Source organism: Kitasatospora sp. NPDC028961 (genome assembly GCF_055564815.1).
On record NZ_JBVHVO010000001.1, the window covers coordinates 183,715 to 195,745 of the forward strand.

A 12,031-nucleotide genomic window follows, 5' to 3' on the forward strand; every position below is an offset into this window, starting at 1 on the left:
GTGGGGAGCGGGTGCCGGGGCGGCCCGGCTCCGGTCAGCGGCGGGGCTCCCAGCGGAACCAGCGGACGGCGCCCCAAGCGGCCAGGGCGAGCCAGACCATGCCGGTGACCAGGTGCGGGGCGGCGGGGGCCCAGGTGCCGGCGAAGCCGGTGGCGGCGGCGGAGCCGTCGGTGCCGAACCAGCCGAGGCGGATCAGCTGGAAGGCCGGGGTGGTCGGCAGCAGCCGGCAGACGTCGGCCATCCGGTCGGGCATGACCTCCAGCGGGATGAACAGGCCGGAGCCGAACTGGGAGACCAGCAGGACCGGCATGGTGGTGATGCCGGCGCTCTCGACCGTCCTGGTGAAGGCGCTGGAGAGGGCGGCCAGCGCCATCAGGGTGCCGATCACCAGGACCAGCCCGGCGGCCATCAGCAGCGGGTTGACCGGCGCGCTGAGGTCCAGGGCGACGCCGCCGCCGACGGCGACCACGAGGCACATCAGCAGGGCCAGGGCGACCGAGGGCACCGCGGTGCCGGCCAGGATCTCGACGTCCCGCGCCTCGCCGGTGCGCAGCCGCTTGAGCACCAGCTCGCCGCGGCGGGCCACGTAGGCGCCGGTCAGGTTGTAGTAGACGACGAAGGCGAGCACCATCCCGATCGCCCCGTTGACCAGCAGCGAGTCGACGTCGAGGCCGGGGTGGGTCTCGGCCTGCTGTTCGAGCACGCCCCGCAGGGCGCCGATGAGCATCAGCGGCAGCAGCAGGGCCGTGAACATCGCGGTCCGGTTGCGCAGCAGCAGGGTGGCCTCGGCCCGGCCGAGGGCGAGCAGCCGGCGGACGGCGGTGGTCCGCGGGCCGGCGGCGGGACGGGCGGTGGCGGTGGTCATCGGGAGAGTCCCATCAGGCGGCGGAGGGCGGTGGGGGCGGCCGGGGCGTCGGCCGGGGGCTGGTGCGCGGCCTCGGAGGCGATGGCGAGGAAGGCCTCCTCCAGCGAGGCGCTGCGGGCGTCGAGGGCGCCGAGCGCGATGCCGTGCCGGGCGGCCCAGCCGAGCAGGTCGGTGAGGGTGGCCTGGAGCTGCCCGGTCTGCACGGTGATCCGGCGGCCGTCGGCGACCAGGGTGGCCCCGGTCAGCGGCGGGAGCGAGGCTCCGGTGAACTCCGGGAGCTCGAAGGAGATCCGGGCGGGCCGGCCGGCGATGACCTCGGCGACGGTGCCGGTGGTGACGATCCGGCCGCGGTGCATGATCGCCAGGCGGTCGGCCAGCTCCTCGGCCTCCTCCAGGTAGTGCGTGGTGAGCAGCACGGTGGTGCCCTGGGCGCGCAGGTCGCGGACCAGCCGCCAGACGGCGGCCCGGGCCTCGGGATCGAGGCCGGTGTTCGGCTCGTCCAGGAAGAGCACCTCCGGCCGGCCGAGCAGGGCCATCGCGAGGTCGAGCCGGCGCCGCTCGCCGCCGGAGAGCTGCTTGACCCGGACGCCCCGGCGGTCGGCGAGGCCGACCAGCTCCAGCGCCTCCTCCAGCGGGCGGGCGCCGCTGGTCATCCCGGCCCAGCTGCGGCCGGTCTCGGCGACGGTGAGGTCGCCGGGGAAGCCGCCCTCCTGGAGCATGATGCCGATCCGGGGGCGGAGCGCGGCGCGCTCGCGGTAGGGGTCGTGGCCGAGCACCCGGACCGCACCGGCGGTGGGGGCGGCGAGGCCCTCGATCAGCTCCATGGCGGAGGTCTTGCCGGCCCCGTTGGTGCCGAGCAGCGCGAAGAGCTCACCGTGGCCGACGGTCAGGTCGACCCCGCGCACCGCGTGGAAGCCGGTGGCGCCGGAGCCGTAGTGGCGGTGGAGGTCGGTGACCTCGATCACAGGGTCGCTCGCGGTGCGCGGCTGGCTCGTTTCCATGGCTCAAGCCTTCCGCCGCCGGGGCGCCCCGGGCAGTGCGGGCCCTCATGAGAAGGCGGTGCGGATCCACGGGTCGGCGGTGACAAATGTCATCGGCGCTCCGGCGGCGGGGCGGGCCGGGAATGCGGGGACGGCTGCTCGGGCGGGGCCCGGCACAACCGCGGGGAATGCCGAAGGGCCCCCTCGATCGAGGGGGCCCTTCGTACTGGAGCGGACGACGAGATTCGAACTCGCGACCCTCACCTTGGCAAGGTGATGCTCTACCAACTGAGCCACGTCCGCAGGTCAAGATATTGAGTTGTGCTGTGCTCGCGCACTGCGAGCGGACGACGAGATTCGAACTCGCGACCCTCACCTTGGCAAGGTGATGCTCTACCAACTGAGCCACGTCCGCACGGTGCCTGGTGGGGCACCGGCCGCCTCTTCGGATCTCTCCGTTGCGGCGACGAGGAATACTCTACCCCATCGGTCGGGGTGGTCGCCCCACCCTTTCGGGGCAGGTGGGACGACCGGGTCCGGCGGGGTCAGTTCGCCTCGGCGAACGCCTCGTACACGTGCTTGGGGATGCGCCCCCGGGCGGGCAGCTCCATGCCGCGCGACTGGGCCCAGGCGCGCACGGCGGCCGGGTCCGGGGTGAGCGCGGTGCGGCGGAAGGACTTACCGGTACGGCTCTGGCGGCGGCCGGCCGCGACGAACGGAGCGAGGGCCTCCCGCAGCTTTTCCGCGTTGTCCAGGGACAGGTCGATCTCGTACGACTTCCCGTCGACGCCGAAGTGGACGGTTTCCGCGGCTGCGCCGCCGTCCAGGTCGTCGGAGAGCGTGACGACTACACGCTGAGCCATGGGTGTCAATCCTCTCGGGCAATTCGGCCGAAGGGCGCGGGGTGCGCTCCCGTGGCCTGATGTGCACCACTCGCGCAAGCGCATACGGGCAGGCCCGATGGCGTGCCGGATACGCAGCACTTGCCGCGACAGGTGGCCCTATTCTGCACCCGAAGCGGGTCGAAATCGAAGAGTCCGGCTTTCTTTTCCGTATATTCACGTGTCTTCGGCGGGTGCCGGATACCCGGTGCACTCGGCTGGCCGATCTGTCCGGAGTGCCGGTATTCGGGTGCTCTTCGGCCGTTCTCGCTCGGGCCGTCGAATCCGATGAAAAGGGGTGCCCGCCGGGGGGTGCCGGGGAGTCGGAGCCCTTGTGGCGTAAGGGTCGTGGGTCTACGCGCGTCACCCTCCCCGGCCAGCAAAGTCGCCCGAAACCCCCGGTAGTCTGGAGTTCCCCCGCCTTCACGAAGACACCACCGGGAGTGCCAGTGGCACGCGTCGTAGTCGACGTCATGCTCAAGCCGGAGATCCTCGACCCCCAGGGACAGGCGGTGCAACGCGCACTGCCCCGTCTCGGATTCGCCGGGATCGCCGACGTCCGCCAGGGCAAGCGCTTCGAGCTGGAGCTGGAGGGCCCGGTCGACGACGCCGCGCTCGCCCGTATCCGCGAAGCAGCCGAGACCTTTCTCGCCAACACCGTGATCGAGGACTTCACCGTCCGCGTCGAGGAGGAGGGCAAGTGACCACCCGAGTCGGCGTCGTCACTTTCCCTGGTTCCCTCGACGACCGCGACGCCCAGCGCGCGGTCCGCCTGGCCGGCGCGGAGCCGGTCGCCCTCTGGCACCGTGACAAGGATCTCCACCAGGTCGACGCCGTCGTCCTGCCCGGCGGATTCAGTTACGGCGACTATCTGCGCTGCGGCGCCATCTCCCGCTTCTCGCCGGTGATGGACACCATCATCGAGCAGGCGAAGCTGGGAATGCCGGTTCTCGGTATCTGCAACGGCTTCCAGGTGCTGTGCGAATCGCACCTGCTGCCCGGCGCGCTCACCCGCAACGACTCGCTGCACTTCGTCTGCCGCGACCAGAAGCTGCGGATCGAGAACGCCGGCACCGCCTGGACCCGGGATTACTCGGCCGGCCAGGAAATCGTCGTCCCGCTGAAGAACGGCGAGGGCCGGTTCGTCGCCGACGAGCACGTCCTGGACGCGCTGGAGGCCGAGGGCCGGGTGGTCGCCCGCTACGTCGACGTCAACCCGAACGGTTCGTACCGCGACATCGCCGGCATCACCAACGCCGCCGGCAATGTCGTCGGTCTGATGCCGCACCCGGAGCACGCCGTGGAGCCGCTCACCGGTCCGAGCACCGAGGGCCTGGGCTTCTTCACTTCCGTCCTGAAGCAGCTGGTGAACGCCTGATGAGCCTCGACACCGTCAAGAACGCCGAGCAGACCCCGGACTCCGCCCAGCCGTGGTCCGAACTCGGCCTCAAGGAGGACGAGTACGCCCGCATCCGCGAGATCCTCGGCCGCCGCCCGACCGGCGCCGAGCTCGCGATGTACTCGGTCATGTGGTCGGAGCACTGCTCCTACAAGAGCTCCAAGGTGCACCTGAAGCAGTTCGGCGAGAAGGTTCCGCCGAACGACGCGATGCTCGTCGGCATCGGCGAGAACGCCGGTGTGGTCGACGTCGGCCAGGGCTACGCGGTCACCTTCAAGGTCGAGTCGCACAACCACCCCTCGTACATCGAGCCGTACCAGGGCGCGGCCACCGGCATCGGCGGCATCGTGCGCGACATCCTCGCGATGGGCGCCCGCCCGGTCGCCGTGATGGACCCGCTGCGGTTCGGCGCCGCCGACCACCCGGACACCCGGCGCGTACTGCCTGGGATCGTCGCGGGCATCGGCGGCTACGGCAACTGCCTGGGCCTGCCCAACATCGGCGGCGAGGTCGTCTTCGACTCCTGCTACCAGGGCAACCCACTGGTCAACGCGCTCTGCGTGGGCGTGATGAAGCACGAGGACATCCACCTCGCGCAGGCCTCCGGCGCCGGCAACAAGGTCATCCTGTACGGAGCCCGCACCGGTGGCGACGGCATCGGCGGTGTCTCGGTGCTCGCCTCGGAGACCTTCGACGCGACCGGGCCCGCCAAGCGCCCGGCCGTCCAGGTCGGCGACCCGTTCCAGGAGAAGCTCCTCATCGAGTGCACCCTGGAGATCTTCTCCGAGAAGCTCGTCAAGGGCATCCAGGACCTCGGCGGCGCCGGTCTCTCCTGCGCCACCTCCGAGCTGGCCTCGGCCGGTTCGGGCGGCATGCGGATCGAGCTCGACACCGTGCCGCTGCGCGACAAGACGCTCTCGCCGGAGGAGATCCTCATGAGCGAGTCGCAGGAGCGCATGTGCGCCATCGTCGAGCCCGGCAAGGTCGACCGCTTCCTGGAGATCTGCGAGAAGTGGGACGTCATCGCCACCGTCATCGGTGAGGTGACGGAGGGCGAGCGGCTGGAGATCTTCTGGCACGGCGAGCTGGTGGTCGACGTGCCGCCGCGCACCGTCGCCCACGAGGGCCCGACCTACCAGCGCCCGTACGCCCGCCCGAGCTGGCAGGACGCGCTGCAGGCCGACGCCCCGAGTGCCGAGCGGCTCGCCCGCCCGACCACCGGCGAGGGCCTGAAGGCCGACCTGCTCAAGGTCGCCGGCAGCCCGAACCAGGCCTCCAAGTCCTGGATCACCGACCAGTACGACCGCTACGTGCTCGGCAACACCGTCCTCTCGGTGCCCGAGGACTCCGGCATGATCCGGATCGACGAGGAGACCAACCTCGGCGTCTCGGTCGCCACCGACGGCAACGGCCGCTACACCAAGCTGGACCCGTACACCGGCGCCCAGCTGGCCCTCGCCGAGGCGTACCGCAACGTCGCCGCCGGCGGTGCCAAGCCGCTCGCGATCTCCGACTGCCTCAACTTCGGCTCCCCCGAGGACCCGGACGTGATGTGGCAGTTCGCCGAGGCAACCCGCGGCCTGGCCGACGCCTGCCTGGCGCTCGGCACCCCGGTCACCGGCGGCAACGTCTCGCTGTACAACCAGACCGGCGAGACCGCCATCCACCCGACCCCCGTGGTCGCGGTGCTCGGCGTGATCGACGACGTCACCCGCCGCACCCCGATCGGCTTCGCCGAGGAGGGCCAGCTGCTCTACCTGCTCGGTGACACCGAGGACGAGCTGGGTGGCTCGGCCTGGACGCAGGTGGTCCACGACCACCTCGGCGGCCTGCCGCCCAAGGTCGACCTGGACCGCGAGAAGCTGCTCGGCGACATCCTGATCGCCGCCTCGCGCGACGGCATGATCGACGCCGCGCACGACCTCTCCGACGGCGGCCTGGGCCAGGCCCTCGTGGAGAGCTGCCTCAAGGGCGGCCACGGCGCCCGGATCATCGTGCCCGAGGGCCAGGACCCGTTCGTGTTCCTGTTCTCCGAGTCGGCCGGCCGCGCGGTCGTCGCGGTGCCGCGCAGCGAGGAGCTCCGGTTCAACGACATGTGCACCGCGCGTGGCCTGCCGGCCACCCGGATCGGTGTGGTCGACGGTGATGTCCTGGACGTCCAGGGCCAGTTCACCGTCTCGCTGGCCGAGCTGAAGGACGCCCACACCGGCGTCATCGAGGCCCTGCTCGCCTGATCCGCGTGCTTCGAGGGGCGGACGGTTCCACGGAACCGTCCGCCCCTCGGCGTATGTTGGGGCGCATGCCCGCCAAGTCCCGTACGTACCAGCCCGCCAAGGTCCAGGCCGCGCTGGTGGAGCAGACCACAGCGCTGCGCGACACCGTCCGGGCGCTCTGCGCCCGCCCGGACGCCGCCGACCTGCTCGCCCGGCCCACCCGGCTGGGCACGTGGACGGTGCGCGAGCTGATCGCCCACCTCGGCGTCCAGGTCGACTGGGTGCCCGCACACCTGGACGACCCGCTGGAGGGCCGGCCGCCGCTGGACCTGCCGCGGTGGGTGCGGCGGGTCGGTACGCTCGCCCCGCTGCTGGACGAGCAGGCCAGGACGCGGGCGGCGGGGGAGTACGGCGGGGACCCGGCCTCGGTGGCGGAGGCCTTCGGGCGGGCGGCCGACGGGCTGATCGCCGTCCTGGCGGACGCCGGCACCGCCGACCCGGGCCGGCGGTTCGAGATCCGGCTGGGCTCGATGACGCTCACCGACATGCTGGTGACCAGGCTGGTGGAGACGGTGGTGCACGCCGACGACCTGGCCGACGCGGTGGGCACGGCGGCCTTCCCGCACGCCCGGCGGGCGCTGGCCGCCGTCACCCGGCTGCTGGCCGACGCCCTCGCCGACCAGGCGCCCGGCGGCGCGGTCGAGCTGCGGATCCCGCCGTACGCCGTGGTGCAGGCCGTCGAGGGCCCCCGGCACACCCGGGGCACCCCGCCGAACGTGGTCGAGACCGACCCGCTGACCTGGATCCGGCTCGCCACCGGCCGGACGGACTGGGACGCCGCGGTGGAGGCCGCCGCGCTCTCGGCCAGCGGTGAGCGCAGCGACCTGCGGGCCCATCTGCCGGTCCTCGGGTAGGACGCCCGGGACCGGCCGGGCCCCTACGGGCGCAGCTGGGCGGCGAGCCGCTCGGTGGCCTTGCGGAGCGCCTCCCCGGTCAGGGCCTGCTCCGGCCCGGCGTCCGAGGAGCTCTGGGAGAGGGTGAGCGCGATGTCGCCCTTGCCGTTGGCCGCGACCCGGGCGACGCCCACCGACTCCGCGCCCGGGGTGAGCTTGGTCTGGCCGGCCGTCGGCTGCGCTTCGGCGAACCGGGTCAGCTGGTCGACGCCCATGCCCCCGGCCTTCTGGATGTACGGCAGCATCATGTTGATCGCGACCCCGTTCTCCGGGACGGCCAGCAGGTCGATCTGGACCGGGGCCGAGCCGACCGTGTAGGCGCAGGTCACCCAGGCGGTCGGGGGAGTGGCCGGGACCGAGGCCATCGAGGGCGGCGCGGAGAAGCCGGAGGGCCAGGGCTCGGCCGGCCTGCCGTTGCCGAGGTCGGTGGTGACCGCGGGCTCGCCCTTGGACCCGGGGGTCACCGGGCGGTCGATCCCGGCCTCCTTCAGCGCCGCCGGGAGGTCCAGACCGAACGGGCACGGGCCGGTCCCGGCGAGCCCCTGGGCGGTCGACCGGACGTGGTCGTAGGAGAGGCTGCCGGTGCCGGTGACGCCTCCGGAGGAGGAACAGGCGGCCGCGCCGAGGAGGATCCCGGCGGTGCCGGCCACGGTGAGGAGGCGGCGGCGCCCTGCTGCGGTGCGGTCTGCGGTCATGCGATCAGCCTAGAACGGCCTTGTACCGGTGGGTCGGTGAACGGGTATCGGATCCGTTCCGATGCGGGCGGGCTCCGGTCGGGCTCCGGTCGGGCGCGCTCTCCGGGCGCTCGGCCTGCCGCTCAGGACCCGCGGTTCAGAGCACCGACGGGCCGCTGAGGTAGCTGCCGTCGGCCGAGTACGGCCAGGCGTTGGGTTCGCAGCCCTTGAGGCCGTAGATCTGCTGCATCATCGCGGGTGCCGGCTTGCCCTTGCCCGGGCAGGTCTCGTGCCCGTGGCCGATCCGGTGGCCGACCTCGTGGTTGACGATCAGTGCCCGGTACTCGTCGATCGGTCCGCTGAACTGGGGTGAACCGGTGTTCCAGCGCTTGACGTTGACCAGCACCTGGTTGCCGACGTTGCAGTTCACCTCGCCGTGGGTGTCCAGTCCGGCGGCCCCGCAGATCCGGTCCACGGCGGCCGGCGACGCGATCTTCACGGTGAAGTCGTAGGCACCGCTCGACACCAGCTGGAAGCCGTTCCTGCGGTCGTTGGTCCAGCCCCGCGGGTCGGCGAGGATGCTCTGGACCTGGGCGGCGGCCGCGGCCGGGTCGATCCCGATGCCGTCCTCGACCTCGACCCGGTAGCGGCGGACGGTGCCCTTGCCGACCGCCGCGGCCGCGCCCGGGGCGACGGTGAAGGTGCCCGCGCCCTGGGCCGGGCCCGGGTCCGGGGTGCCCGGCGCGGCCGGTCCGGGCGTCGGACCGGGAGCCGGTGGCGGGGGCGAGGTCGGGGTGGGCGCCGGGGTCGGGGTCAGGGCCGGGGCGGCGGGCGCGGCGGCGGGCGGGGTGCTCGCCTCGGGCGGGGCGATCCGGCCCTGCGCGGTCGGCCCGGTGGTCGGTCGCGGGTCGGGGCGGTCGAGCATGAGCAGTGCCCCGCCGAGGACGGCCAGCGCCGCCACCAGCGCGGTGATCATGCCGGGGCGGATCCGGCGGCGCCTGCGCCGGGCACCGGTGGCGCGGGAGCGGCCGGTGCGGGAGCCGCCGGTGCGTTCGCCGGCCGCGCCGGAGCTGCGCGCGCGGGAGCGGCGTCGGTCGGGTCTGGCTGCGGGCACGTCTGGGCTTCCTGTCGGACCTGTGGGGTCGCCAAAGCCGTTCGAACCTCTGTGCGCCCCCCTCGCACGGACCACCCTGACACGGAGACCCGACGGCTGTCCACGTACCGGATACGCGTCCCGGCATGCGGCCGCCCCCGTACGGGCCGGAGGGCGCGTACGGGGGCGGCCGGTCCGGGCGGGTCGGCCCGGGGCGCTACCTGGGGGCGGGCGGGTCAGCCCAGCGTGGCGGCGGCGGTCGGCGAGCTGTCCCGGAGGAACTGGGCGCAGCGCTCGGCCTCCTCCTTCTCGTCGATGGCGGCGGCGGCCCGGCCGAGGCCGTGCAGCGCCCGCAGGAAGCCGCGGTTCGGCTCGTGCTCCCACGGCACCGGGCCGTGGCCCTTCCAGCCCGCCCGGCGCAGCGAGTCCAGCCCGCGGTGGTAGCCGGTGCGGGCGTACGCGTAGGACTCGACGGTGCGGCCGGCGGCGAAGGCGTCGTCGGCGAGCTGAGCCCAGGCCAGCGAGGAGGTCGGGTACTTCGCCGCGACCTCGGCCGGGGAGGCGCCGCCGGCCAGCAGCTCCAGAGGAGCGGGCTCGGCGGGGAGGTGCGTCGGGGGCGGACCCCCGAGGAGGTTCTGGTGAATGCTCATGGCCCCCAGTGAACCACTGGGGGCCATGAGCCGGGGACCGGCCCAGGGAAAGCGCCGGGACTCCGGTGGTGCCTCGTGTCGGGCGGGTGGCCTGCTTCGGGCCCGCCTTACTTCGGGCAGGTGCCTTACTTCAGGCGGGTGCCGGCCGAGCGCAGCTGCTGGGCGGCCTCCAGCACGCGGGCGGCCATGCCGGCCTCGGCCAGCTTGCCCCAGGTGCGCGGGTCGTAGGTGTTCTTCTTGCCGACCTCGCCGTCGACCTTCAGCACACCGTCGTAGTTGCGGAACATGTGGTCCACGACCGGGCGGGTGAAGGCGTACTGGGTGTCGGTGTCCAGGTTCATCTTCACGACGCCGTTCTCCAGCGCGGTGGCGATCTCCTCGGCGGTGGAGCCCGAGCCGCCGTGGAAGACGAAGTCGAACGGGTCGGTCTTGCCGTACTGCTTGCCGATCGCGTCCTGCAGCTCGCGCAGCAGCTCCGGCTTCAGGACGACGTTGCCCGGCTTGTAGACGCCGTGCACGTTGCCGAACGAGGCGGCCAGCAGGTAGCGGCCCTTCTCGCCCAGGCCCAGCGCCTCGGCGGTGCGGACCGCGTCGTTGACGGTGGTGTACAGCTCGTCGTTGATCTCGTGCGTGACACCGTCCTCCTCGCCGCCGGTCGGGGTGATCTCGACCTCAAGGATGATCTTGGCGGCGACGGCCTGGGCCAGCAGCTCCTCGGCGATGGACAGGTTGTCGTTGAGGGTCTCGGCGGAGCCGTCCCACATGTGCGACTGGAACAGCGGGTTGAGGCCCTTGGCCACGCGCTCGGCGGAGATCGCCAGCAGCGGGCGGACGTAGCCGTCCAGCTTGTCCTTGGGGCAGTGGTCGGTGTGCAGCGCGACGGTGATGTCGTACTTGGCGGCGACCACGTGCGCGAACTCGGCGAGCGCGACGGCGCCGGTCACCATGTCCTTGTTGTGCTGACCCCCCAGGAACTCCGCACCACCGGTCGAGATCTGGATGATGCCGTCGCTCTCGGCCTCGGCGAAGCCGCGAAGCGCGGCGTGCAGGGTCTGGGACGAGGTGACGTTGATGGCCGGGTAGGCGAACTTGCCCGCCTTGGCCCGGTCGAGCATCTCGTTGTAGACCTCGGGAGTTGCGATGGGCATGCGAATCCGCTCCTGTCGGGTTGCGGCGTACGGACGGTGCTGTCCGACGCTGTGTACGCCTGTTACGACTCCGGGGTACCGGGGCCGACGCGCGGCTCTGCGGGGCGGCCACCAGTACCAAGGTTCGAGGCGGCCACCGCGGTACGACAATGAGGGTGTTGCGACCGCGGTCCGGACGCCGGAGCCATCTTCCCATCCCGGGCCCCGGCGCCACCATGTGGCCCGCCTGTCGGGACGGCCGCGCACGTGCGACGAAGGGATGACCACCGTCTCGCCCCCTGGGCGGAAGCCCGCGTCAAGACGGGCCCGCTATCCTGCGCCCGTGGACTACAACCAGCTGGCCGTCAACTTGCTCGACGCCAAATCACTGATCTCGTCCCTCGGTGCCATCGGGCTGATCGCGATCATCTTCGCCGAGACCGGCCTGCTGGTCGGGTTCTTCTTCCCGGGCGACTCACTGCTGATCATCGCCGGGGTCGCCTCCTCGAACGCCGCGTCGTCGGTGCTCGGGGAGGGCACGAAGCTGCCGATCGCGGCCCTGCTGATCGGGGCCCCACTGGCCGCCGTCGCGGGTGCCCAGCTCGGGCACCTGATCGGGGTGAAGGTCGGACCGAAGATGTTCGACAAGCCGGAGTCGAAGATCTTCCGGCGCGAGTACGTGCTGAAGGCGGAGGAGTACTTCAACAAGTTCGGGCCCGGCAAGGCCGTGGTGCTGGCCCGCTTCATGCCGATCGTCCGGACCTTCCTGAACCCGGTCGCGGGCACCCTGGAGATGCCGGCCCGGACGTTCTTCCTCTGGAACGTGATCGGCGGCGTGCTGTGGACCGAGTCCATGCTGCTGATCGGCTACTTCTTCGGTGACGCGCTCGCCCCGGTGATCGACAAGTACCTGATCCCCGCGGTGCTGCTGATCGTGCTGCTCTCGGTGTCGCCGATCCTCGTCGAGGTGGTGCGCGAGCGCCGGAAGAAGAAGGCCGGCGGTGCCGAGGCCGCCGACGCCGAGACCGCCCAGGCGGGTGCCGGGCGCCACCGCCGCGGCTGAGCGCCCCACGACGAACGGCCGGGGGCGGGGGGGGGGGGGGGGGGGGGGGAGAAAAAGGGAAGGGACGGTGGGGGGTGCTGTGTCTTTTTTTTTTTTCTCGTCTGCAGGGGGGTGAGGGCGAAGGGAGAGGAAT

The 12,031-nt window shown here is 72.3% G+C and carries 12 protein-coding genes and 2 tRNA genes; 5 read left to right on the forward strand and 9 right to left on the reverse strand.

The window, feature by feature from the left end:
* Positions 1–34: 34 nt before the first annotated feature.
* The 5 genes from ACZ4UX_RS00810 to ACZ4UX_RS00830 form a co-directional block, all read right to left on the reverse strand.
* Complete coding sequence (locus ACZ4UX_RS00810) at positions 35–865, reverse strand: ABC transporter permease (protein WP_465704675.1); 831 nt, start codon at positions 863–865, stop codon at positions 35–37.
* Positions 862–1,866 (reverse strand): ABC transporter ATP-binding protein, encoded by a 1,005-nt coding sequence (locus ACZ4UX_RS00815; protein ID WP_465704677.1) that lies wholly within the window; start codon positions 1,864–1,866, stop codon positions 862–864. The genes ACZ4UX_RS00810 and ACZ4UX_RS00815 overlap by 4 nt, the downstream gene beginning before the upstream one ends.
* A gap of 206 nt (positions 1,867–2,072) precedes the next feature.
* Positions 2,073–2,148, reverse strand: a tRNA-Gly gene (locus ACZ4UX_RS00820).
* Between the two features lie 39 nt (positions 2,149–2,187).
* Positions 2,188–2,260, reverse strand: a tRNA-Gly gene (locus ACZ4UX_RS00825).
* Positions 2,261–2,390: 130 nt separating this feature from the next.
* Positions 2,391–2,708: a histone-like nucleoid-structuring protein Lsr2 gene (locus ACZ4UX_RS00830; RefSeq protein ID WP_238860361.1), complete on the reverse strand. Its 318-nt coding sequence runs from the start codon at positions 2,706–2,708 to the stop codon at positions 2,391–2,393.
* 467 nt (positions 2,709–3,175) lie between these two features.
* Between ACZ4UX_RS00830 and purS the strand changes: the two genes are divergently transcribed.
* The 4 genes from purS (at position 3,176) to ACZ4UX_RS00850 (ending at position 7,252) form a co-directional block, all read left to right on the forward strand.
* Positions 3,176–3,430: a phosphoribosylformylglycinamidine synthase subunit PurS gene (gene purS, locus ACZ4UX_RS00835; protein ID WP_033250393.1), complete on the forward strand. Its 255-nt coding sequence runs from the start codon at positions 3,176–3,178 to the stop codon at positions 3,428–3,430.
* Positions 3,427–4,104 (forward strand): phosphoribosylformylglycinamidine synthase subunit PurQ, encoded by a 678-nt coding sequence (gene purQ, locus ACZ4UX_RS00840; protein ID WP_329488736.1) that lies wholly within the window; start codon positions 3,427–3,429, stop codon positions 4,102–4,104. The genes purS and purQ overlap by 4 nt, the downstream gene beginning before the upstream one ends.
* Positions 4,104–6,359: a phosphoribosylformylglycinamidine synthase subunit PurL gene (purL, locus tag ACZ4UX_RS00845; RefSeq protein WP_329488735.1), complete on the forward strand. Its 2,256-nt coding sequence runs from the start codon at positions 4,104–4,106 to the stop codon at positions 6,357–6,359. Before purQ ends, purL begins: the two co-directional genes overlap by 1 nt.
* A 65-nt stretch (positions 6,360–6,424) precedes the next feature.
* Positions 6,425–7,252, forward strand: coding sequence for a sterol carrier family protein (locus ACZ4UX_RS00850; RefSeq protein WP_465704679.1), 828 nt, complete (start codon positions 6,425–6,427; stop codon positions 7,250–7,252).
* Between the two features lie 23 nt (positions 7,253–7,275).
* On the opposite strand, the gene ACZ4UX_RS00855 is transcribed toward ACZ4UX_RS00850, so the two are convergent.
* The 4 genes from ACZ4UX_RS00855 to fbaA all read right to left on the reverse strand — a co-directional run bounded on the left by ACZ4UX_RS00855 (position 7,276) and on the right by fbaA (position 10,856).
* A complete protein-coding gene (locus ACZ4UX_RS00855; RefSeq protein ID WP_465704681.1) occupies positions 7,276–7,986 on the reverse strand; it encodes a hypothetical protein in 711 nt (236 codons plus the stop codon).
* 136 nt (positions 7,987–8,122) lie between these two features.
* Positions 8,123–9,079 (reverse strand): DUF3152 domain-containing protein, encoded by a 957-nt coding sequence (locus tag ACZ4UX_RS00860; protein WP_465704683.1) that lies wholly within the window; start codon positions 9,077–9,079, stop codon positions 8,123–8,125.
* A 215-nt stretch (positions 9,080–9,294) separates the two neighbouring features.
* Positions 9,295–9,708: a DUF3151 domain-containing protein gene (locus ACZ4UX_RS00865; RefSeq protein WP_352288463.1), complete on the reverse strand. Its 414-nt coding sequence runs from the start codon at positions 9,706–9,708 to the stop codon at positions 9,295–9,297.
* A gap of 125 nt (positions 9,709–9,833) precedes the next feature.
* A complete protein-coding gene (gene fbaA / locus ACZ4UX_RS00870) occupies positions 9,834–10,856 on the reverse strand; it encodes a class II fructose-bisphosphate aldolase (RefSeq protein WP_329488730.1) in 1,023 nt (340 codons plus the stop codon).
* 322 nt (positions 10,857–11,178) lie between these two features.
* Between fbaA and ACZ4UX_RS00875 the strand changes: the two genes are divergently transcribed.
* Entirely contained in the window at positions 11,179–11,898 is a 720-nt protein-coding gene (locus tag ACZ4UX_RS00875; RefSeq protein WP_329488729.1) for a DedA family protein, read from the forward strand.
* The last annotated feature ends 133 nt before the right edge of the window (positions 11,899–12,031 follow it).